Genomic DNA, 20,096 nt, shown 5'->3' with positions numbered 1-20,096 from the left:
CGTCGCGCAACCGTGCCCTAGCCCGTCGCGGGAGGCCTCGCCCGTCGCCGGACCGTGCGCTCGCCTGTCGCGCAACCCGGCCCCCAGGCCCTCGCACGGCCGGGCCCCCGGCCCGCCGCACGGCTGAGCCCGGGGCCGCGTGGCGGTCCCGGGCTCGGGCCGGGGCGGGCTGTGCGGGCCGGCCCCGGGAGTGTTCCTGCGCTGCCGCGGGGTCAGCCCGCGTACGCCGCCATGTCGGCGTAGCCGTCGATCTCCTGCGGGTTGCGCTGGCCCGGGCCGATGTACCGCGCCGAGGGCCGGACCAGGCGGCCGGTGCGCTTCTGCTCCAGGATGTGCGCCGACCAGCCGGCCGTCCGCGCGCAGGTGAACATCGACGTGAACATGTGCGCCGGGACCTCGGCGAAGTCCAGCATGATCGCCGCCCAGAACTCCACGTTCGTCGCCAGGACACGGTCCGGGCGGCGGTTGTGCAGCTCCTCCAGCGCCGCCTTCTCCAGCGCCTCCGCGACCTCGAACCGCGGCGCGGCCAGCTCCTTGGCCGTACGGCGCAGGACGCGGGCGCGCGGGTCCTCGGCGCGGTAGACGCGGTGGCCGAAGCCCATCAGACGCTCGCCCTTGTCCAGGGCCTTCTTCACGTACGCGGTGGCGTCACCGGTCCGCTCGATCTCCTCGATCATGCCGAGGACCCGGGACGGGGCGCCGCCGTGCAGCGGGCCGGACATCGCGCCCACGGCGCCGGACAGCGCCGCGGCCACGTCCGCGCCGGTCGAGGCGATGACGCGGGCGGTGAACGTGGAGGCGTTCATGCCGTGCTCGGCGGCCGAGGTCCAGTACGCGTCGACGGCCTTGACGTGCCGCGGGTCCGGCTCGCCACGCCAGCGGATCATGAACCGCTCGACGACCGACTGCGCCTTGTCGATCTCGCTCTGCGGCACCATCGGCAGCCCCTGGCCGCGCGCCGACTGGGCGACGTAGGACAGGGCCATGACGGCGGCGCGGGCGAGGTCCTCGCGGGCCTGCTCGGCGTCGATGTCGAGCAGCGGCTTGAGACCCCAGACCGGGGCGAGCATGGCGAGCGCGGACTGCACGTCGACACGGATGTCACCGGAGTGCACGGGGATCGGGAAGGGCTCGGCCGGCGGCAGACCGGGGTCGAACGCCCCGTCCACCAGCAGGCCCCAGACGTTGCCGAACGAGACGTGACCGACCAGATCCTCGATGTCGACGCCGCGGTACCGCAGGGCGCCGCCCTCCTTGTCCGGTTCGGCGATCTCCGTCTCGAACGCGACGACTCCCTCGAGCCCGGGTACGAAGTCGGACATCAGGCGGCTCCTCAATCGATGATCAATCATCCGGCGGGTTGGCGGACCTTTCGGTCGGAAGGACCGGGAGGTCTGAGGGGGACCTGTCGGCCCGCTGAGGCCTCTTGGTCGGTATGGACAGTCGTCCAGCCCAAGAGTCTGTACGGTTCCGATGATGCGGGGAAGCGTGACATCCGGCACAGTGTGCCGATCCGGCGAGGAATGATTAGCGGCACGTGATGCCGGGCAGGCTCCGCCTCTGCGGCAGGATGATTCCTGTGACCGACGCCTTCGATCCCGCCGACATGCGCGAGCAGTACCGCACCACGGAGCTGACTGTGGCCGACCTCGCCCCCGAACCGGTCGAACAGTTCACGCGCTGGTTCAAGACCGCCGCCACGAACCCGGCGATCCACGAGCCGAACGCCATGGTCGTCTCGACGGCGACGCCGGACGGCCGCCCCTCCTCCCGCACGGTGCTCCTGAAGCACTACGACGAGGCCGGCTTCGTCTTCTACACGAACTACGGCTCCCGCAAGGGCGGCGAGCTCGCGGCCAATCCGCACGTCTCGCTGCTCTTCCCCTGGCATCCGCTGGCGCGCCAGGTCATCGTCACGGGCCGTGCGGTCCGTACGGGCAGGGACGAGACCGTCGCGTACTTCCGGACCCGCCCGCACGGCTCCCAGCTGGGCGCCTGGGCCAGCCACCAGTCCTCGGTGATCGAGTCGCGCGAGGAGCTGCTCGCCCGGTACGAGGAGCTGGCGGCGCGCTACCCCGCGGACGTGCAGGTGCCGGTGCCGCCGGAGTGGGGCGGCATCCGGGTCGTGCCGGAGGCGGTGGAGTTCTGGCAGGGGCACGAGAACCGGCTGCACGACCGGCTGCGGTACGTACGCGTGGGCGACGCCGCGGACGCTCGCGAGGGCGAGGGCGAGGGCGAGAGCGAGGGCGTCGTGGCGGGGGAGACCCACTGGCGCGTGGAGCGCCTCTCACCCTGACAGCTTCGTCGCCTCCGCGAGCGCTTCCTCGACGGCGTGCGGGATGTCCGTGACCGGGAAGCGCGCGTGCCGTACGGTCCGCTCCCGGTCGACGACCAGGACCGCGCGCCTGAGCCGCAGCGCCTGCCCGGCGGTGCGGAAGGTCGGCAGCCGGAGCGCCGCCGAGAGCCGGGCGTCCATGTCGGAGAGCAGCGGGAAGGGGATGTCCTCGGCTGCGGCGAAGGCCCGCTGCTCGTCGGGGCGCTGGGTCGAGACCCCGTGGACGGCGATCCCGGCCGCCGTGAAGTCCCCGTACGCGTCCCTGAACAGCCGGTTCTCCAGGGTGCAGCCGACCGCGCCGGGGATGCCGTCCCAGCCCTCGGGCAGCGGGCTCGGCCGTCCGGTGGCGGGGTAGCAGAAGAGCACCGTGGCGGTGGCGTCCGGGTCCACCGGGTCCCGCTCGGCGCCGGTGTGGGCGGGCAGGGTCAGGCGCGGCAGCCGGGTGCCGGGCAGCTCGTGGACGCGGACGGCCTCGGCGCTGCCCTCGTCGGCCGAGGCGGTGAGGGTGCCGTCGCCGAGGAGCCAGCGGTCGGACCAGTCCTGCATCGCGACCAGGACGGGGAGCAGGGCGCGCCCGGCCGGGCTGAGCCGGTACTCGTACCGCACCGGCCCCTCCTGGTAGGGCACCTTGTCGAGCACGCCGCTGTCGACGAGGTGACCGAGGCGCTCGGTGAGGACCTTGCGGGAGATGCCGAGCTCGCCCTGGAGTTCGTCGAAGCGGTGCCGGCCGCGCGCGGTCTCCCGTACGAGCAGCAGGCTCCACCAGTCGCCGACGACGGCGGCGGCGTGGGCGATCGCGCAGGCGGCGTCGCGCTCGGGCACGGCTCGGACCATGCGCTCCTCCTCGGTCGGGCAACCGCTCCATCTTGCGCCATCGAGTGAGTTCCCGATAGAAACTCATTGTAAGTTTCGAAAGGGGACTCACCTGTCGACCGAGAGAGAACGGTCGCAGAGATCCACAGGGGGAGGGGATCACCCGTATGCCCATAGCCTGGGCAACCGCCTGGCGCACCTGGCAGATGACCCGCCGCGCCTACCCATGGACCTACGCCGTCGGCACGGTCCTGCCCGCCGCGCTCGCCATCTCGCTGGCGTACCTCGGCTACCACGTCGTCGGCGGCGGGGCCGTCGCCGACGACTTCGCCGCGGGCAGCGGCACCACCGCCTACCTCGCCTACATCGTCGTCGGCGCCACCGCCTTCCAGTTCACCGTCCGCCTCATCCTCTGGTCCGCGAAAGCGCTGATCACCGAGCAGCGGGAGGGGACGCTCGGCGCCCTCCTCGTCGCCCCGGCCGGCCGCTTCCCGTACCTCGCCGGCTTCACCGCCTTCGCCGTGCTCAGCAGCCTGGTCGAGTTCCTCGCCCTCGGCGTCTTCGTGGCCCTGCTCGGCCTCTCCGTCCCCGTGGCCTCCGCCGCAGGCCTGCTCCTCGGCGTCCTCGCGCTCGCCGGCGCGGTCTTCGCACTCTCGGTCGGGCTCGGCGGCCTGATGATCGCCGCCGGTGAGGCGCACATCTCGCAGAACACCGTCTTCATCGTCCTCGGCCTGGTCGGCGGCTTCACCTTCCCCCGCGCCTACCTGCCCGAGCCCGTCCAGTGGTTCGCCGAACTGCTTCCGACGACCGCGGCGACGGACGTCCTGCACGCGGCGACCACCGGAGGTCAGTCGCTGCCCGGCCTCCTGCCGAGGCTGGCGGCGGGCGTCGCGGTGAGCGCCGTGTACCTGCTGCTCGGCCTGACGTACCTGCCGCGGGCCGAGGCCCGGGCCGTAGAGAGGAGCTACTGACATGACGGGCATTCAGGTGCGCGCGCTGCGCAAGGACTTCCCCGTACGCGACAAGGGATTCTTCGGCCCGCGCACGCTCAAGCGGGCGGTCGACGGCCTCGACCTCGACATCCCGCCCGGCCGGATCACCGGCCTCCTCGGCCTCAACGGCGCCGGCAAGACCACGACCATCAAGGTCCTCGCCACCCTGCTGCGCCCCACCTCCGGGCAGGTCACGGTCGACGGCCTCGACACCGTCGCCCACGCCCGCGCCGTCCGCCGCCGCATCAACCTCATCGCAGGCGGCGAGCGCATGGTCTACACCCGGATGACCGGACGGGAGAACCTCTGGTACTTCGGCCAGCTCTACGACGTCCCGAAGCGCGAACTGCGCACCCGGATCGACGAGTTGCTGGCACTGGTCGGCCTGACGGACGCGGCGGACACCATGGTCGAGCGGTACTCGCGCGGCATGACCCAGCGCCTCGCCATCGCCCGCGGGCTGATCAACCGGCCCGCCTACCTCCTGCTCGACGAGCCCACCCTCGGCCTCGACGCCCCGATCGCCCGCGACCTGCGCCGCGTCGTCGCCCGCCTCGCCGAGGAGGGTACGGGCGTCCTCCTCACCTCCCACTACCTCGCCGAGGTCGAGGAGCTCTGCAGCCATGTGTACGTGATCTCGGCGGGCCGCCACCTCGCGGAGGGCAGCCCGGCGGAGCTCAAGGCGGCCACCGGCAGCCACCGGACGGTCCGCCTCACGGTCACCGACCCGAGCCCGGCGACCGCCGCGGTCGCGGAACGCTTCGGAGCGGCCCGCGAACCCCTGCCCGACGGCGCCGAGCTGATCACCCTGCGCCACCCGGACGACATGGCGGGCCCCCTCGCCGCTGCCGTCGTCGGGGCCGGCGGCTCGATCGGCGGCCTGGAGATCGCGGAGGCGAGCCTGGAGGACGCGATCCTCGCCCTCGCGGAGACCGGCGAGGAGGCCCTCGTATGAACCACGCGCTGAGAGTCTTCGCGGCGGAGGCGCTGAAGCAGCACCGCCGCCTCTTCGGCCAGCCGCTGGTCGCCTTCTCGATGCTCGTCTGGCCGGTCCTCCAACTGGCCACCACCTACTACACGCTGCGCCCCGTCGCCACGGCCTCGCCGGCCGCCGCGAACTGGCCGCTCGCCGCCGACCCGGACCGCCTCCTCGCCTTCCTGGCCACCGGCACCCTCGCCTACGCCTTCTTCTTCTCCCTCGTCCAGAGCGCCTGGCACTTCTCCTTCGAGCGCTCCACCGGCACCCTGGAGCTCCTCTTCCTCTCCCCGGCCGGCCGTCTCACGCTCATGATCGCCAACGGGGCGGGAGCCCTCCTCCAGAACGCCTGGCTGCTCACCTGCTTCACCGTCGCCGCCCTCACCGGCTTCGGCGCGCTGTCGGTCTCGGCCTGGTGGATGTACGGGGTGGTCTTCCTCGCCCTGCTGGTCCCGGCGGTCGCCTGGGGCGCGTTCCTCAACAGCCTGCTGGTCTTCTCGCGCGACTCGGCGTTCCTGTACACGATCCTCGACGAGCCGCTCTGGTTCGTCTCGGCCGTCCGCCTGCCGCACTTCGCCCTGCCCGCGGCGATCCAGGTCGTCGGCGCGGCCTTCCCGCTCACCGGCAGCCTGATCGCCGTCCGCGGAGCCCTCCTTGAACACCGCACGCTGACGGAGCTCGCCCCGACACTCCTCGGCCTCACCGCCCTGGCCACCCTGCTCCTGGCGGCGGCCGCGCTCATCCTCCGCGCGGGCGAGGCCCGCTCACAGCGCACGGGGAGGCTGTCGATGGCCTAGGGGGGTGTTCCGGGTTTGACGACGGCCCTGCGCGGGGCTGCACTGGATGCATGGGTTGCGGCGACTCCGTCCTAGGGAGAGCAGCGATGACGACCCCCGAGAGTTTCGACCTTCTGCAGCCGTACAGGATCGCCGAGGAGACGTTCGTCATCCCCTGGGCCCTCGAGGCCCCGCCGGTCGGTCACTTCCCGATGAACTCCATGGTGATCCGGGGAGCGGAACCGGTCCTCGTGGACACCGGGGCGCCCGCAGTGCGTTCCCAGTGGCTGGAAGCGGCCTGGTCCGTCGTGGACCCCCTCGACGTACGGTGGATCTTTCTCACCCACGACGACCGGGACCACGCCGGCAATCTCCTGGCGGTCCTCGCGGAATGCCCGAACGCGACCCTGCTGACGACATGGTTCTCCATCGGCCGCATGGCCGAGGAGTGGGAGACCCCCATCAACCGGTGCCGCTTCATGACCGACGGCGACACGATCGACGCGGGGGATCGCACCCTGGTCGCCAAACGACCGCCCCTGTACGACAACCCCACCACCCGCGCCCTCTTCGACCCGAAGGCCAACGTCCTGTGGGCAGTGGACACCTTCGCCACGAACGTGCCGAGCCCTATGCCCGAAACGGCGGCGCTGTCGCCGGACGAATTCCGCGAGGGCCAGTTCTTCGGCGGAAGCCTGGTCTCCCCCTGGGTCGCCCTGCTGGACGCCCAGAAGTTCGGGGCGGTCGTCTCCGACTTCCAACACCTGAACGCCGAGGTCATCGCCGGCTGCCACTGCCCGGTCATCCGCGGAGCCCAGATCCCCGAGGCCTACGACCTCCTCCGCCGGCTCCCCGGAATCCCACCGTGGGCAGAGTTCACCCAGGCCGATCTGGACCAGTGGATGGCGGTCGCCGAGAGCTCGGTCCCGCCGGAGCAGCCGCGGCCGTCGGGGACGTGAGCGCCGCTGTCGCCGGTCGCGGTATGGGGATCTGCGGCGGGGAGCGGGGATCTGCGGCGGGGATCCGCGACAGGGCGACTGGTGGTACACATCGGCCCGGAAAACGCAGACGACCCGTGGGCCTTGGTCCCGTCCGCTCGAGTTCGGACGAGAGCCGGCCGGACTTACCGGCGGCCCACGGGTCGGGTGACTGCTTGGGTTTCGGCAGCTGTCCTGCCGAGGTGCACAGAGTGCGACGGCAGGCCGTTAGCCCGCAGTCACCTCACGAGTCCGAAAAGAAATCATGTTTTCGGATCACCTCCTTTCGCGTGTGCTCCACAGCCTAGGAACCCTTCCGCGAAGGCTCAAGCTATTTATTCGCTGATTCTCCTCGGGGCCCGTGCGCCCCTCGCGCGTCCCTCGCGCGCCCCCCGCGCCTCCCGCGCGCCCCGCGTTCGTTTCCGGGACGCAACGATTTCATGGAACCGGGTGTGTCCTGCGTCACGTTCAAGTTGAATGATCTGAGGCGTGCGGATGCACGTGCGTACACCGTCCTGCAGGGGGTTCCGGGATGAGTGCTGCCAGGAGTGGGACCGCGGAGCGGCGTGACGCGGAGGGGCCGGGGGCCGATCTGCTCGCCGCGCTCCTCGACGGAATGGACGCGGCGCTCTGCGCCCTCGACGCCGACGGCACCGTCACGCACTGGAACAAGGAGGCCGAGCGGATCCTCGGCTGGTCGGCCGACGAGGCCGTCGGCCGGCGGGGCTTCGAGGGGTGGGCGGCACGGCCCGCCGACGCGGTCGAGGCGCTGGCGCGCTTGATGGCCGCGATGGAGGCGCCGGGACGGCTCGTCCACGAGTTCGCTCTGGTCCGGAAGGACGGCGGGCGCGTCCTCGTGCGCACGCAGTCCGCCGGCGTGCGCGGCGCGGACGGCAAGCCCGCCGGGGTGTACTGCGCGTTCGGCGAGGTCCACGCGCAGATCGATCTGGAGCGCTCGATCGCGCTCAGCGAGGCGCTGTTCGAGGACGCGTCCTGGGGTGTCGTCCTCGTCGACGTGGACCTGCGCCCCACCGTCGTCAACGACCACGCGGCCCGTGCCATGGGCGCGGGCCGTACGACCCTGCTCGGGCGGCCGCTGGGGGAGCTGATCGTCCAGGGCGTGGAGGAGCTGGAGTCCGCGCTGGAGCACGTGCTCGCGGAAGGCGCGCCGAAGGGGGCGGCCGAGGTGTGGGTGACGCTCCGCACGCCGGAGGGCGAGCGGCGGCGGTGCTGGCGCAGCGGGTTCGTGCGGCTGGCGTCGCCGCTCGCCGAGGAGCCGGTCCCGCTGGGCGTCGGGTGGCTGTTCCAGGACGTCACCGAGGAGCGGGTCGCCGAGCAGGAGGCGGACCGGCTGCGCTTCCGGTACCGCCAGCTGCACCGGGCGGGTGCCGTGGCGGCCGAGTGCGAGGACCCGAGGGAGGCGGCGACGGTCCTGCTCGACTTCGCCCTCGCCGGGTTCGCCGACCACGCGCTCGTGGACGTGGCGGCGGGGGAGCGCAGGCTCGTACGGGTGGCGGCGACGCCGGCGGGCGAGCCGGGCCCGGTCGTCCCCGTGGCGGGCGGCGGCATCCCGCTGCGTTACCCGTCGGGCCATCCGGTGCTCCAGGCCCTCTCCCGTACGGGCCCGGTGCGGGCGTCGGCGCCCGCCACGGCGGGCCCGCAGGCGGCCGAGGACTGGGCGACGACACGCCACTGGCCCCGGGACGCGGTCCACGCGCTCTGCCTGCCGCTGCGCAGCCGGGGCAGGACGGTGGGTGCGGTGACGTTCCTGCGCGGCGCGTCCCGTACGGCCTTCGAGCGCCCGGACGCGGTCTACGCGGAGGCGGTGGCGGTACGGGTCGCGGCGGCGCTGGACCTGGCGGGGACGGCCGGCGCGGGCGGCGCCGCGAGCTCCGGTCCGGGACGGCCCGGTCAGCCCGGGTGACCGGGGCTCCCGGCCCGATCAGTGACGGAAGAAGATCCGGTCGGCGTACTCGGTCATCACGCGGCCGTTCCACTCGTGCCCGCCGTCGACGTTCCCCGACCGCAGCAGCGGCGGCTCGATGCCCAGGCGGACCATCTCCTCGGCCGCCGCGGCCATGGTGGCCTGCATCAGGGCGCTCGTGACGACGGTCGAGGCAGGGGCGAAGGGCGCCTCGATGGCGTCGTGCGTCAGCTCGGCGTCGCCGATCGCGATCCGCGAGTCGAGGACGATGTCGCAGTGGTCCTTCAGGTACGTCCCCGAGACGTGCCGGGACTTCGTCTCCGTCGCGTACGCCACCGAGGTCACACCGATCACGGTGAGCCCCAGGGCGCGTGCGTTCATCGCCATCTCCACGGGCAGGGCGTTGCGTCCGGAGAGCGAGATGATGATCAGTGCGTCGCCGGCCCTGGCGGGCGAGGAGTCGAGCACCGCCCCGGCGAGACCGTCCACACGTTCCAGGGCGGAGCCCAGCGTCGCGGGCATGACGTCGACGCCGACGACCCCGGGGACGGCCAGCAGGTTCATCAGGGCGAGACCGCCCGCGCGGTAGACGACGTCCTGGGCGGCCAGCGAGGAGTGTCCGGCGCCGAAGGCGAAGAGCCGGCCGCCGGCGGCGACGGCTTCGGCGATCGCGGTCCCGGCCGCGGCGATCTCCTCGGCGTCCTGGTCGCGGACCTGCTGCAGCAGACCGATCGCCGCGTCGAAGAACTGTCCTGCCAGCTTGGACTCGCGCGCGCTGTCGCCCATACCCGAAGCTCCTTGTCGTCGTGTCGCGGATCACGGTGCGGTCTGGACCATTGCTCTGTCAATACTGCCTTTCCTCTTCGTTTCACCGGCGGGGCACGGTTGTCGGTGGGATGCGTAAGAATTGGTGCAGGGCCAGCGCACGACTCATCGAGGGGCACGTATGTCCGGACTGATCGACACAACGGAGATGTATCTCCGCACCATCCTCGAACTGGAGGAGGAAGGTGTGGTCCCCATGCGCGCCCGGATCGCGGAGCGGCTCGACCAGAGCGGCCCGACGGTCAGCCAGACGGTGGCCCGCATGGAGCGGGACGGTCTGGTGGCCGTCGCGAGCGATCGGCACCTGGAGCTGACGGACGAGGGCCGGCGCCTGGCGACGCGAGTGATGCGCAAGCACCGGCTCGCCGAGTGTCTGCTCGTCGATGTGATCGGTCTGGAGTGGGAGCAGGTCCACGCGGAGGCCTGTCGCTGGGAGCACGTGATGAGCGAGGCCGTGGAGCGGCGCGTCCTGGAGCTCCTGCGGCACCCGACGGAGTCGCCGTACGGCAACCCGATCCCGGGCCTCGAGGAGCTGGGCGAGAAGGCCGAGGCGGAGTCCTTCCTGGACGACTCGATGGTCTCCCTCGCCGACCTGGACCCGGGCGCGGACGGCAAGACGGTGATCGTGCGCCGGATCGGGGAGCCGATCCAGACGGACGCCCAGCTGATGTACACGCTGCGCCGCGCGGGCGTGCAGCCCGGCTCGGTCGTGAGCGTGACGGAGTCGGCGGGCGGCGTCCTGGTCGGCAGCAGCGGCGAGGCGGCCGAGCTGGAGCCGGACGTGGCGGCCCACGTCTTCGTGGCGAAGCGCTAGGACGGTCCCGCCGGAAGTGCCCGTTCCGGCGGAAGCGGCCGGCAGGGTTCCGTTCCGGCGGAAGCGGCGGACGCGGAGTCCCCGCGGGTTCGAGACGCGGAGTCCCCGCGGGTTCGACGGGAGATCCCGTGAGCCCGCGGGGACTCCGCGTCTCCGGGGCCCCTGCGGGCCCGGATTCCCGCTCCGGCCCTGGTCACGGGCCCGGTGGTGCCTTCGCGGCCCGTTTTACGGCGGAATCGCCACGCCCGTGGCCCTCGGCGTGCCACGCTGGGGGCAGCCGTACGGCCGGGGAGGGGTGGGTGCGATGGAGTCGTCCGGGGTGGTGTGCCGGAAGACAGAGGGCCCCGGCGCCCATGGGCGCCGGGGCCTGTCCTCCCCTGTGCTGACCCGGAGCCCCGAGCTCCCAGGGTCATTCCCCTCGGACCGTTTTCCCCGAGCGGTCCGCCTCCCGCTGAAGATCTCCCCTCGGCGGCGCTCGTCAATCCTTGAGCACGGTCACTCGAACGAGGGGTGTTGCGTGGCAGAACCCCATTTTCGAATATGGGTTCGATAGTCTGGCGGTGCTCGACACGCTCGATGGGAAAGAGGGGGTGCCAGGGAACATGGTGCGACGTCTCGACGTCACCGGGGCCGGCGGCGTACGCCTGGCGGCCTGGGAGTTCACGGAAGAGCAGTCACGTACGACCGGGTCCGGGGTCTTACTCCTCCACGGCCTGATGGGCCGCGCCTCCCACTGGGCGCCCACGGCCCGCTGGCTGGCCGGGCGGCATCGCGTCGTCGCCCTCGACCAGCGCGGCCACGGCCTCAGCGACAAGCCCCCCGCGGGCCCCTTCACCCGCGAGGCGTACGTCTCCGACGCGGCCGCCGCCGTCGAGCAGCTCGGCCTCGGCCCCGTCACCCTCGTCGGTCACTCCATGGGCGCGCTCACCGCCTGGCAGCTCGCCGCCGAACACCCCGACCTCGTCCAGGCCCTGGTCGTCTGCGACATGCGGGCCTCGGCCCTCGGGGCCGCCTCGCAGCGGGAGTGGCAGGACTGGTTCCGCCGCTGGCCGGTGCCGTTCCCCTCGCTCGACGGCGTGCGGCGGTGGTTCGGCGAGGAGGACCCCTGGGTCGAGCGGCCGAACCCCGCGCGCGGCGAGTTCTTCGCCGAGGTGATGACCGAGCGCCCCGACGGCTGGTACCCGGTCTTCGACCCCGCCCAGATGCTGACCTCCCGGGAGACCTGGGTCCACGACGCCCACTGGGACTCGCTCGCCCAGGTCCGCTGTCCGACGCTGATCGTCCGCGGCCTGGACGGCGAACTGGGCCGCGCCGAGGCCCAGGAGATGGTCCGCGTCCTCCCGCGCGGGGCGTACGCCGAGATTCCGGACGCCGGCCATCTCCTCCACTACGACCACCCGGACGCCTGGCGGACGGCGATCGAACCGTTCCTCAACGGCGTCCTGACGCCCTAGCACTCGCCGTACGGTCGGGCGACTACAGGGTCGGGTCGCTCAGCGGCGGGCGGACCGGACGGTCGTAGACGTTGTTCGGCGTCACGACCCCGGTGACCGCCCGGGCGACCAGCGTGCTCGGCTCCTCGCCCGCCGACTGGATGTCGGTGTTGAGCATCAGCACCATGGTCGCCTTCTGCGCGGGCAGGTAGACGGTCACGGTCTCGTAGCCGGGGATCGAGCCGTTGTGCCCGATCCAGCCGTTGGTCTCGAAGATCCCGAGGCCGTAGCTCGTTCCGGGGAAACCTGTCGGCAGAGTCCTGAGCCGCTCGGCCTGGGTCTCCGGGCTGAGCAGCTCCCCGGTGGCGACGACCTTCGCCCAGCGGCGCAGGTCGTGCAGATCCGAGATCATCGCACCCGCCGCCCAGGCCCAACTGGGGTTCCAGTCCGTGGAGTCGGCGACCGAGCCGTCCGGTGTCTGGTCGGTGTACCCGCGCGGGTGCGGTTCCGGGAACTCCGCCGCGTGCGGGAACAGCGTCTCCCGCAGGCCCGCCGGGCGCAGCACCCGGCTGTCGACGACGTCGGCGAGGCGCCGGCCGGTGACCTTCTCGATCACGAGGCCGAGGAGGACGAGGTTGCTGTTGCAGTACTCGAACTGGGCACCCGGCGCGAAGGTGTTGTCGTGCCGGTAGCCGTACGCGAGCACCTCGTGCGGGGTGAACTGGCGGGTCGGGTGGCTCTCCAGATCCTGGATGAAGCCCGGGTCGGAGGTGTACGGGAAGAGACCGCTGCGCATCTCGGCCAGGTGACGCAGGGTGATGTTGTCACCGTTGGGTACGCCGTCGACGTAGCGGGAGATCGGGTCGTCGAGACCGATCCTGCCGTCGTCGACGAGCTTCAGGAGCGCGGTGACCGTGAAGGTCTTGGTCTCGCTGCCGATCCGTACGGGGCCGTACGTGGTCATCGGCCTGCCGGTGACCTTGTCGGCGACACCGGTGGCATGGACGTAGCAGCCCTTGCCCGGCATCCACACCCCAACGACGATGCCGGGAATGCCGGCCTGCACGCGGACGTCCTCGACGGCCTTGTCCAGACGGGCGGTCAGCTCGGGTCCGAGGCCGCCGTCCCGGCACTCCTCGCCGCCGTGGTGTCCGGTGCCGGCGGGCACGGACGCGGGCACGGGCGCGGGCACGGCGGTGGCGGGAACGGTGGCCGTCGGGGCCAGCACGGACGCCACGAGGAGCGCTGCGGCGAAGAGTCTGCGGGAGGGGGTACGTCGCATGTCGGGGGCGCCTCTTCCGGTTCAGGATCAGGAACGCCAACGTGACCCCCGCGACGGCCGCGCACGCCCCTTCCGCGCCCTCGGCCCCCGGTGAGTCCACTCGTTCGGACCCGGACCGCTACCCGTACCGGCACCTGACCGGCACCCGGACCGCACCCGGACGGGAGCCGCCGTCGGGACGCGGGGGCGGCGACGTCTGCCCTCGGTCTTGCCTCCACAGCCCTCTCACGCGGTCTCTCCCCGGTGCTAGGAGTGGAGGCAAGCCGCCCAGCAACAGGAGCCAGGATGAAACGCGAACGCGAACGCGACGAGCCGGGGCGGCCCGCCCCCGCGTCCCGGGGCGCCCGCAGCCGGCCGCAGGCAGAGAGCGCATCGACGGCGCCGGGCGCCTCCGCACCCGCCCCGGACTCGCTCGCCGCGCTGCAACGCACCGTGGGCAACGCGGCGGTGACGCGGATGGTGCAGCGCTCCTCCGTGCACCAGGTGATCGGTTCGAGGGGGCAGCCGCTCGAACCCACGCTGCGCGGCGAGATGGAGGCCCGGCTCGGCGCGGACTTCTCCGACGTACGCATCCACTCCGACCACGCGGCCCAGCGCTCCGCCGCCGACGTCGGTGCCCGGGCCTACACCTCCGGGAACCACGTGGTCGTCGGCCGGGGCGGCGGGGACAAGCACACGCTCGCCCATGAACTGACCCATGTGATCCAGCAGCGCAAAGGCCCCGTCGCGGGCACCGAGACGGGCGACGGTCTCAAGGTCAGTGACCCCTCGGACAGGTTCGAGCGGGAGGCCGAGGCCAACGCCGTCCGCGCGATGTCCGCCCCGGAACCGACCCACGACGCCCCCGACGCCCACGAAGCCCACGACGCCCACGACCACGCGCACTCCGCCGAGTCCGCGCCCGCCGTCCAGCGCGTCCTGGCGCAGGGACTCGCGAAGGGGACGGCCGTCGTCAAGCACGAGGACGACGCGGACAGTCCGATGGGCTACTCGATCGCCGGCTTCAGCTTCGGCTCCTATCTCGTCGCCCCCGAGGACGGCGGCAAGAAGGTCCGCGTGTCCCCGGTCGCCAAGGACTGGGGAACGGCCGAGGGCCGGGAGGAGTCCCGCAGGGCGTACCTCGAATCCCGCGCCAAGGAGCTCGATCCGGCGGTGCTCGCCGCCAAGCAGAAGCAGCAGGACCTCAACCTCGGCGAGAACTACCTCAGCGCGGACTACCGCCGGATCAACCCGCTGCTCGCCGCACTCGGCGAGGTCGGCTACAGCCCCTCCGAGATCGCGTCCCCCGAGTTCTCCTTCCAGGCGAAGGAGACGCAGGTCCTCGACGCGTGGAAGCGCCTGGCCGTCGCCCGGAACTACGCGACCGACGACACGGTCGAGGGATGGGACGCCCAGCACCTCCGGAACACGTACGACATCTTCGCCCGCATCAACGGCGTGTGGAGCGACTTCGACACACCGCCGGCCAACGCCGACGGCCAAGTGGTGCGCGGCGACAGCAAGTACATCTACGACTCGTTCGAGGGGATCCTGAAGCAGGACGAGAACCACCCGGACGGCGGCTATGTGACGCTCAATCAGACGATCGAATGGCCGGCGATCCTGTCGACGACCTTCGGCGATCCGCTGACCCACACGTACGTTGCGGGCAAGGAGGTCGTCTGGGAGTTCGGCCTGCCGGACGGGCACCAGGGCAGGTCGCTCGGCAAGAACAACGCCTCCGAGCAGGAGATGACCTTCCCCGTCGGAACCAGGATCAACATCAAGCAGGTGCTCGTCAGGAAGGGCGACTACGCGTCGGAGAAGGAGGACAAGTACGGCAAGAGCGCGGCCGTGATCGTGTTCGCCGACATCCTCGGGAGCAGCACCCCCTAGGGGCCGAGGTCCTGGGGCACCTCACCGGCAGGGCACCTCACCGGCAGGGCTCCGGTCCGGCAGGCCCCTGGTCCGGCAGGCCCCTGGTCCGCAGGGCACGCCGCAGGCAGTCGGTCAGGCGGGCGGCGATCGTCCCGTCGGGGTCGAGCCTCGGGTTGAAGATCGTGACGTCGAACCCGACGGCACGCTCGTGGGCCAGGGCCGTCCTCAGCACGTCCTCCAGTTCGGCCCAGCTCAGCCCGCCGGGCTGCCGGTAGTCGACGGCGGGCATGACCGCGTCGTCCAGGACGTCGACGTCGAGGTGGACCCAGTACCCGTCCCTCTCGGCGAGCCGGGCGACGGCGCCGCGCGCGGCCTCGCCCGCGCCGGCCGCGCGCACGTCGTCGAGGTCGAGGGCGTACAGCCGGGGCGGGAGCGGCCGGCTCCCCGCCGCGGCGGACTCGTCGGCGTCCCGGAACGCGAACGCGACGACGTCCTCGTCCCGCACCAGTGGCCCCCGCCCCTCCAGGTCGGTGAGCGGCCGGGGGCCGCGCCCGGTGGCCAGGGCGAGTTCCATCGAGGCGACCTCGCCGGTGGGCTCGGCGGCCGGCTGGTAGAAGTCGGTGTGCCCGTCGAGGAACAGCAGCCCGTACCGCCCCCGGCGCCGCAGAGCGAGCAGGTTCCCGAGCAGGATGCTGCAGTCGCCGCCCAGGACGACGGGGAAGCGCCCGGAGCCGAGCACCTCGCCGACGGTGTCCGCCAGCCGCACCGAGTACCGCGCGATCCCACCGGGGTTGAGCACCCCGGTCCCGGCGTCCCGCACCGGGTCGTACGCGGGCGGTTCGACCCGCGCGACCCGCGCCACCCCGCCGAGCACGGCGTCCGGCAGCTCCTGGACCCCGGACGGCCGCAACCCGAGCACGGACGGCGCCTCGACGACGGCGAGGCCACGCTCGCCGGGCAGCGTCATACGTCCATGGTGTCCCCATCGGGCAGACCGTGCGCGCCGGTGAAATCGGCCTGCTCAGCGCGTTGCCGGGGCAGTAGCATCCCCGGATGCGAAGCATCGAGGCGCTGATACCGAAGGCCGGATTCGGCGACCCCGAAGCCCTGCGGGAGGCCGGCGCGGAGGAACTCGCCCGGTACGTGGCGGACCCCGGGCACCCGTGGTGGCGCCGCAGGCCATGCGTGATCGCGCTGACCGGCCGGGTCCCGGAGCGGTACGTCCCGGAGCTGATCGCGCGTGTCCAGGACCCCCAGGACACCCCCGAGGTGCGCAGGGCCCTCCTCGACCTGCTCGCCGACCGGACGGAACTGCTGCCGTGGCTGCGGCACGAGGACCGCGCGTCCGACACCGCGTACGACATGGGAGCGGCCTTCCTGAAGGCGCGCGGCCTGCTCGGGGACCGCTCGGCCGCGCCCGAGCTGGCGACGCTCGCCGCCTCGCCGCGGCAGCGCGAGCGCGACGCGGGCGATGCCGGTCTGGACGGGCTCGTGGACCGGTACGGAGCGGACGCGATCCTGGCCCAGCTCGGGGAGGATCGCCCCGAGGACCGGGAGTTCCACGTCTGGATGCGGTACCGCGCCGACGAGGACGTGACCTACGCGCTCGCGGACCCGGACCGGCGGGTGGCGTACGTCGCGCATGCGCTCGCGACCGACGCGGACCGTCTGCGCGCCTACCTCGACGAGGCGCCGACGACCGAGGCGGCGGTGTGGGCGGCGTACGCGCTGTACCGCCTCACTGAGGACAGGGCCGAGGCCCGTGCGCTCTACGAACGCCTGGGGCGTCCCCGGGTCGAGGTCGAGGGCCTGGACGAGGAGCTCCGCGGTGCGATCGTCCACGAGTACGGTCCCGGCTGTGAGCGCCTGAGCGACCCGCGGTGGCGGTTCGAGGCCGTCTGCGCCGAGCCGCACGCGCGCCCCGACGTGGACGACCAGCTCCGCCGGGCGACGGCCGCCCTCACGGCGGCCGGCCTGGCGCCGAAGCCGCCGGTCTCCTGCGGTGAGGACAACCAGCAGGGGGAAGGGACGTACCACGTGATCGAGGCCGGCGGGGACCGGCTGCTGATCAGCACCCTCGGCCCGTTCGCGACCGCCGAGGAGGACTTCTCCGAGGCCGCCCGGCGGGCGCTGGAATCGGCGGGCTTCCGCTGGATCGACTGGGAGACGGGCACGATCCGGGTCACGGACCTCTGCGTCTACTACTTCGGCGGGCGGAGCGCCGTCACGGTCGACACGGCGCTCTTCTACTGGCAGGACTAGGGCGGCGGGCGGGACGTGGGCCTGTCCGGCGGCGGTCGGCGCCGGACAGGCCCCGGGTGGCGGGCCCTTGGCGACAGACCCTGGTCCCTCGGAGGACTCAGCGCTTGAGCATGAAGGCGAAGTCGCCCGAGAGCCGGCCGCGCAGCCGGTCCGCCGAGACGAGCCTGCCCTCCGCGATCAGCCTCTCGACCTCGGCCCGTGACAGGCCGAAGCCTTCGGCGATCAGCCGGACCGGCCGTACGGGAATCCGCGCGGCGAAGCGGACCGAGACGTCGACGGTCTCGCCGCCCAGGTGATCCGATCCGCCGGTGTCGAGGCGCCATGCGCCGTCCCAGTCGAGGGCGACACGGTTGCGGCGCCGCAGGTCCGGGTTCTGGAGCAACTCGGCTGCCAGGCAGGGGTCGTTGTCGTGCATCCGGTCGAGCAGCTCAGGCCGGACGGAGCGGACGTTCGCCCGCTCCAGGACCGTGAGCTTCGCCGTGTCCCCGCAGGAGGTGCAGAGCACGAGGAGCCAGGCGTCGAGGAGCTTGTGGTTGGCGTTGACGCGGAACTTGCCGTTCGCCGCGAAGCGTTCGGATCCGCAGGTGTGGCAACGGCGGAGGACGACAGGAAGGCAGGTGGGCATGACCACCCAGCTGTTGAGCACAGGAGTACACCGGTTTCAGTGAGAAATCCGCAGCAAGAAGGGGCGCGGCGCGCAGGGCGCGACGCGCGACGGTTCAGCGCTCGGGGGGTCTCACACGGTGTACAACGGCCTGCCCTTGGCTCGACGACGTGGCTCGGCAGCACGGTACGGGTGCACGGTGCCGCCGTTCCACCGGTTTTCGCGGGGGCGTACGGGGCTGCGCTACCGGCCCTGGACGCGGAGGGAGACCAGGGTCAGGTCGCGGAGCTCGTCGGGGGCCTGGGGGTGGTCCCCGGCAGCGATCTCGGTGAGGGTGCTGAACTGCCCGGGGTAGACCATGACCGGCAGGTCGCGGCGGGTGAGGCAGCAGAAGACGGCGAACTCCTCCAGGAAATAGGCGCTGGAGGTGTCGACGCGTCGCCGGAGTTCCGCGTCGTCGACCGTGGCGGAGTGCTTGGCGTGGTAGGCGCGGCCGAAGGCCTCCACGGAGGAGCGGAAGACGTCGTCCTTGGCGAACAGGGTGCGCAGCTCGTGGTGGAACTCGGCGTACTCCAGGGTCTCCTGGACCTCTCCGCACGTGACGAAGGTGAACTCGGTCCGGGCCCGGTGGGCGTCCAGGGCCGGCTTCCGGTCGTGGACGAACTGCCGGCCCAGGTCGAGGGCGTGCGCGAGGGCCCGGTCGGGATCCATGCCACGGGTCGAGGCCAGGGTTAGGCGGTGGATGCTGTCGCCGATCAGCACGGTGCAGCGGCTGTAGCGCCGCGAGATCCACGTGAGCATGGCGTCGAACCTGCCGGGGCTGAAGCTGCTGTTGTCCAGGCTGACGCCGAGGAAGCACGCCTCGTGCGCGTCGAAGGTGTCGCGGTGGGCAGCGGGGGAGACCGCGTGGACGGTGGCCCGGTAGCCGGTCCGGCCTCTCCGCTCCGGGGGTGCGGAGGAGAGGGAGGGAGCAGGGGGCACGGAGGGCTTGTCCACGGTGGTCTTCCGCCTGAAGGGATCGCCTGGCACGGATAGTTGCCCTGTTTGATGACACCCGGCGCAGAATCGTTGCCTCAGCCCCGGCCCGAGGGCAGGCCCGGCACGGCCGGCGGAAGCGCAACGGGGGACGAGGCTACGGGGCGGGGCGGGGTTCGTAGCGGGTGGCCAGGGTGGTGGCTCGGGTGTGGAGGGCGGTGCGCAGTGAGGGTGGGGCCAGGGCTTCCGCGTCCGTGCCCAGCTGCCACAGCGCCCATTCGGCGTGCCGCGCGTCCTGGTACGTCACCTCCAGCCGGAGCAGACCGTCCGCGTCGGGTTCCTCCGCGCGGACGGCCAGCGCGGCGTCCAGCAGCTCCTCCCGGCGCGCCGGGTTCACCCGCACCAGCACGGTGAGGTGGCCGTCGGAGAGGAACCGCGCGGCGCGCTCCCGCCAGATCCGGTCGAGGTCGATCCCGACGGGACGCTCCGCCGGCTCGGGGAGTGCCTCGGCGGCCAGTACCCGCGACAGCCGGTAGGTGCGGTCCGCGCCCCCTCTCGTGGCCAGCAGGTAGCCCCGGTCGCGTACGGTCACCAGGCCGATCGGGTCCACGGTGCGCCACTGCGGTGACCCGCCCGTGGCCGCGTAGTGGATGCGCAGCTTGTGACCGGCGAGTACCGCACGCCGCACCTCGGCCATCGTGGCGCCCGGCATCTCGTCGGCGGCCTGCCGTCGTGAGAGCAGGTCGGTCTCCGGCTCCACGAGAATCCGCCGGGCCGCATCGCTCGCGGTCGCCCGGTGGCTCTCGGGCAGTGCGTCGACCACCTTCCGTCTGGCCGAGGCGAGCGCCGGGCCGAGCCCGAACACCCGCTCGCCGCGCCCCGACGCGGCGGTCAGCAACGCGAGGGCCTCGTCGTGGTTCAGCCCGGTGAGCTCGGTCCGGAAGCCGGGCAGCAGCGCGAAACCGCCGTGCCGGCCGCGCTCGGAGTAGACCGGGACACCGGCCGCGGACAGCGCCTCGATGTCGCGCAGCACGGTACGGGTGGACACCTCAAGCTCGCGGGCCAGTGTCTCGGCGGTCAGCCGACCGCGCCCGCGCAGCAGGAGCACCAGCGAGACCAGCCGGTCGGCGCGCATGCGAGGACTCTAATCGAGCGCCGGAATACGTGACGAAGGGTGTCGTGATTTGTTGCGAGGCTCCCTGACGAGACGCCGAGACCGGTGGCCACCCGGCCGCCGGGCCGATGCGGCGT

At 72.4% G+C, this 20,096-nt stretch carries 18 protein-coding genes; 10 read left to right on the top strand and 8 right to left on the bottom strand.

Features of this window, described 5'->3' with window-relative positions:
* Positions 1-212 precede the first annotated feature (212 nt).
* Positions 213-1,322, bottom strand: a complete 1,110-nt coding sequence (locus tag ACFVGW_RS15515; RefSeq protein ID WP_385852320.1) for a citrate synthase 2 — start codon at positions 1,320-1,322, stop codon at positions 213-215.
* A 284-nt stretch (positions 1,323-1,606) separates the two neighbouring features.
* On the opposite strand from ACFVGW_RS15515, the gene pdxH reads away from it, so the two are divergent.
* Positions 1,607-2,296, top strand: a complete 690-nt coding sequence (pdxH, locus tag ACFVGW_RS15510; RefSeq protein WP_385852485.1) for a pyridoxamine 5'-phosphate oxidase — start codon at positions 1,607-1,609, stop codon at positions 2,294-2,296.
* On the opposite strand, the gene ACFVGW_RS15505 is transcribed toward pdxH, so the two are convergent.
* Positions 2,288-3,169 carry a winged helix-turn-helix transcriptional regulator gene (locus ACFVGW_RS15505; protein ID WP_383228350.1) on the bottom strand — a complete coding sequence of 294 codons (882 nt, stop codon included), beginning with the start codon at positions 3,167-3,169 and terminating at the stop codon, positions 2,288-2,290. The genes pdxH and ACFVGW_RS15505 overlap by 9 nt on opposite strands.
* Positions 3,170-3,315: 146 nt before the next feature.
* Between ACFVGW_RS15505 and ACFVGW_RS15500 the strand changes: the two genes are divergently transcribed.
* The 5 genes from ACFVGW_RS15500 (at position 3,316) to ACFVGW_RS15480 (ending at position 8,793) form a co-directional block, all read left to right on the top strand.
* Positions 3,316-4,119 (top strand): ABC transporter permease, encoded by an 804-nt coding sequence (locus tag ACFVGW_RS15500; RefSeq protein ID WP_385852319.1) that lies wholly within the window; start codon positions 3,316-3,318, stop codon positions 4,117-4,119.
* 1 nt (position 4,120) lies between these two features.
* Entirely contained in the window at positions 4,121-5,095 is a 975-nt protein-coding gene (locus ACFVGW_RS15495) for an ABC transporter ATP-binding protein (RefSeq protein ID WP_385852318.1), read from the top strand.
* Positions 5,092-5,913: an ABC transporter permease gene (locus tag ACFVGW_RS15490; protein ID WP_385852317.1), complete on the top strand. Its 822-nt coding sequence runs from the start codon at positions 5,092-5,094 to the stop codon at positions 5,911-5,913. The genes ACFVGW_RS15495 and ACFVGW_RS15490 overlap by 4 nt, the downstream gene beginning before the upstream one ends.
* Before the next feature lie 86 nt (positions 5,914-5,999).
* The gene (locus ACFVGW_RS15485) at positions 6,000-6,851 is read left to right on the top strand and encodes an MBL fold metallo-hydrolase (protein ID WP_385852316.1); all 852 of its coding nucleotides are present in this window, start codon (positions 6,000-6,002) and stop codon (positions 6,849-6,851) included.
* A gap of 550 nt (positions 6,852-7,401) precedes the next feature.
* The gene (locus tag ACFVGW_RS15480) at positions 7,402-8,793 is read left to right on the top strand and encodes a PAS domain-containing protein (RefSeq protein WP_385852315.1); all 1,392 of its coding nucleotides are present in this window, start codon (positions 7,402-7,404) and stop codon (positions 8,791-8,793) included.
* A gap of 18 nt (positions 8,794-8,811) precedes the next feature.
* Here ACFVGW_RS15480 and ACFVGW_RS15475 read toward each other — a convergent pair whose 3' ends face one another.
* Positions 8,812-9,579 carry an SIS domain-containing protein gene (locus ACFVGW_RS15475; protein ID WP_385852314.1) on the bottom strand — a complete coding sequence of 256 codons (768 nt, stop codon included), beginning with the start codon at positions 9,577-9,579 and terminating at the stop codon, positions 8,812-8,814.
* Between the two features lie 160 nt (positions 9,580-9,739).
* On the opposite strand from ACFVGW_RS15475, the gene ACFVGW_RS15470 reads away from it, so the two are divergent.
* Together ACFVGW_RS15470 and ACFVGW_RS15465 are read left to right on the top strand one after the other, a co-directional pair.
* Positions 9,740-10,432 (top strand): metal-dependent transcriptional regulator, encoded by a 693-nt coding sequence (locus ACFVGW_RS15470; protein WP_352190820.1) that lies wholly within the window; start codon positions 9,740-9,742, stop codon positions 10,430-10,432.
* Positions 10,433-11,034: 602 nt separating this feature from the next.
* Positions 11,035-11,886 (top strand): alpha/beta fold hydrolase, encoded by an 852-nt coding sequence (locus ACFVGW_RS15465; RefSeq protein ID WP_383228360.1) that lies wholly within the window; start codon positions 11,035-11,037, stop codon positions 11,884-11,886.
* A gap of 22 nt (positions 11,887-11,908) precedes the next feature.
* Here the strand turns inward: ACFVGW_RS15465 and ACFVGW_RS15460 are convergent, their stop codons facing one another.
* Positions 11,909-13,147 (bottom strand): serine hydrolase domain-containing protein, encoded by a 1,239-nt coding sequence (locus ACFVGW_RS15460; RefSeq protein WP_385852313.1) that lies wholly within the window; start codon positions 13,145-13,147, stop codon positions 11,909-11,911.
* Between the two features lie 285 nt (positions 13,148-13,432).
* Between ACFVGW_RS15460 and ACFVGW_RS15455 the strand changes: the two genes are divergently transcribed.
* Positions 13,433-15,022, top strand: a complete 1,590-nt coding sequence (locus tag ACFVGW_RS15455) for a DUF4157 domain-containing protein (protein ID WP_385852312.1) — start codon at positions 13,433-13,435, stop codon at positions 15,020-15,022.
* 37 nt (positions 15,023-15,059) lie between these two features.
* Here ACFVGW_RS15455 and ACFVGW_RS15450 read toward each other — a convergent pair whose 3' ends face one another.
* A complete protein-coding gene (locus ACFVGW_RS15450; RefSeq protein WP_385852311.1) occupies positions 15,060-15,971 on the bottom strand; it encodes an arginase family protein in 912 nt (303 codons plus the stop codon).
* A gap of 86 nt (positions 15,972-16,057) precedes the next feature.
* Between ACFVGW_RS15450 and ACFVGW_RS15445 the strand changes: the two genes are divergently transcribed.
* Positions 16,058-17,266, top strand: a complete 1,209-nt coding sequence (locus ACFVGW_RS15445; protein ID WP_385852310.1) for a hypothetical protein — start codon at positions 16,058-16,060, stop codon at positions 17,264-17,266.
* 97 nt (positions 17,267-17,363) lie between these two features.
* Here ACFVGW_RS15445 and ACFVGW_RS15440 read toward each other — a convergent pair whose 3' ends face one another.
* The 3 genes from ACFVGW_RS15440 to ACFVGW_RS15430 form a co-directional block, all read right to left on the bottom strand.
* A complete protein-coding gene (locus ACFVGW_RS15440; RefSeq protein ID WP_385852309.1) occupies positions 17,364-17,912 on the bottom strand; it encodes a DUF1062 domain-containing protein in 549 nt (182 codons plus the stop codon).
* Positions 17,913-18,113: 201 nt separating this feature from the next.
* The gene (locus ACFVGW_RS15435) at positions 18,114-18,866 is read right to left on the bottom strand and encodes a tRNA-dependent cyclodipeptide synthase (RefSeq protein WP_385852308.1); all 753 of its coding nucleotides are present in this window, start codon (positions 18,864-18,866) and stop codon (positions 18,114-18,116) included.
* Between the two features lie 136 nt (positions 18,867-19,002).
* Positions 19,003-19,980 carry a helix-turn-helix transcriptional regulator gene (locus tag ACFVGW_RS15430; protein ID WP_385852307.1) on the bottom strand — a complete coding sequence of 326 codons (978 nt, stop codon included), beginning with the start codon at positions 19,978-19,980 and terminating at the stop codon, positions 19,003-19,005.
* Positions 19,981-20,096 lie beyond the last annotated feature (116 nt).

Origin of the sequence: Streptomyces sp. NPDC127129, assembly GCF_042671585.1 — a bacterium.
In the GTDB taxonomy this organism is placed as follows: domain Bacteria; phylum Actinomycetota; class Actinomycetes; order Streptomycetales; family Streptomycetaceae; genus Streptomyces.
This window is presented reverse-complemented; position numbering and strand designations above follow the sequence as displayed.

What these genes read in the sequence shown, in the direction of transcription:
- ACFVGW_RS15515 (WP_385852320.1), bottom strand. Translation starts at nt 1,322, where the DNA reads ATGTCCGACTTCGTACCCGGGCTCGAGGGAGTCGTCGCGTTCGAGACG.
- pdxH (WP_385852485.1), top strand. Translation starts at nt 1,607, where the DNA reads ATGCGCGAGCAGTACCGCACCACGGAGCTGACTGTGGCCGACCTCGCC.
- ACFVGW_RS15505 (WP_383228350.1), bottom strand. Translation starts at nt 3,169, where the DNA reads ATGGTCCGAGCCGTGCCCGAGCGCGACGCCGCCTGCGCGATCGCCCAC.
- ACFVGW_RS15500 (WP_385852319.1), top strand. Translation starts at nt 3,316, where the DNA reads ATGCCCATAGCCTGGGCAACCGCCTGGCGCACCTGGCAGATGACCCGC.
- ACFVGW_RS15495 (WP_385852318.1), top strand. Translation starts at nt 4,121, where the DNA reads ATGACGGGCATTCAGGTGCGCGCGCTGCGCAAGGACTTCCCCGTACGC.
- ACFVGW_RS15490 (WP_385852317.1), top strand. Translation starts at nt 5,092, where the DNA reads ATGAACCACGCGCTGAGAGTCTTCGCGGCGGAGGCGCTGAAGCAGCAC.
- ACFVGW_RS15485 (WP_385852316.1), top strand. Translation starts at nt 6,000, where the DNA reads ATGACGACCCCCGAGAGTTTCGACCTTCTGCAGCCGTACAGGATCGCC.
- ACFVGW_RS15480 (WP_385852315.1), top strand. Translation starts at nt 7,402, where the DNA reads ATGAGTGCTGCCAGGAGTGGGACCGCGGAGCGGCGTGACGCGGAGGGG.
- ACFVGW_RS15475 (WP_385852314.1), bottom strand. Translation starts at nt 9,579, where the DNA reads ATGGGCGACAGCGCGCGCGAGTCCAAGCTGGCAGGACAGTTCTTCGAC.
- ACFVGW_RS15470 (WP_352190820.1), top strand. Translation starts at nt 9,740, where the DNA reads ATGTCCGGACTGATCGACACAACGGAGATGTATCTCCGCACCATCCTC.
- ACFVGW_RS15465 (WP_383228360.1), top strand. Translation starts at nt 11,035, where the DNA reads ATGGTGCGACGTCTCGACGTCACCGGGGCCGGCGGCGTACGCCTGGCG.
- ACFVGW_RS15460 (WP_385852313.1), bottom strand. Translation starts at nt 13,147, where the DNA reads ATGCGACGTACCCCCTCCCGCAGACTCTTCGCCGCAGCGCTCCTCGTG.
- ACFVGW_RS15455 (WP_385852312.1), top strand. Translation starts at nt 13,433, where the DNA reads ATGAAACGCGAACGCGAACGCGACGAGCCGGGGCGGCCCGCCCCCGCG.
- ACFVGW_RS15450 (WP_385852311.1), bottom strand. Translation starts at nt 15,971, where the DNA reads ATGACGCTGCCCGGCGAGCGTGGCCTCGCCGTCGTCGAGGCGCCGTCC.
- ACFVGW_RS15445 (WP_385852310.1), top strand. Translation starts at nt 16,058, where the DNA reads ATGCGAAGCATCGAGGCGCTGATACCGAAGGCCGGATTCGGCGACCCC.
- ACFVGW_RS15430 (WP_385852307.1), bottom strand. Translation starts at nt 19,980, where the DNA reads ATGCGCGCCGACCGGCTGGTCTCGCTGGTGCTCCTGCTGCGCGGGCGC.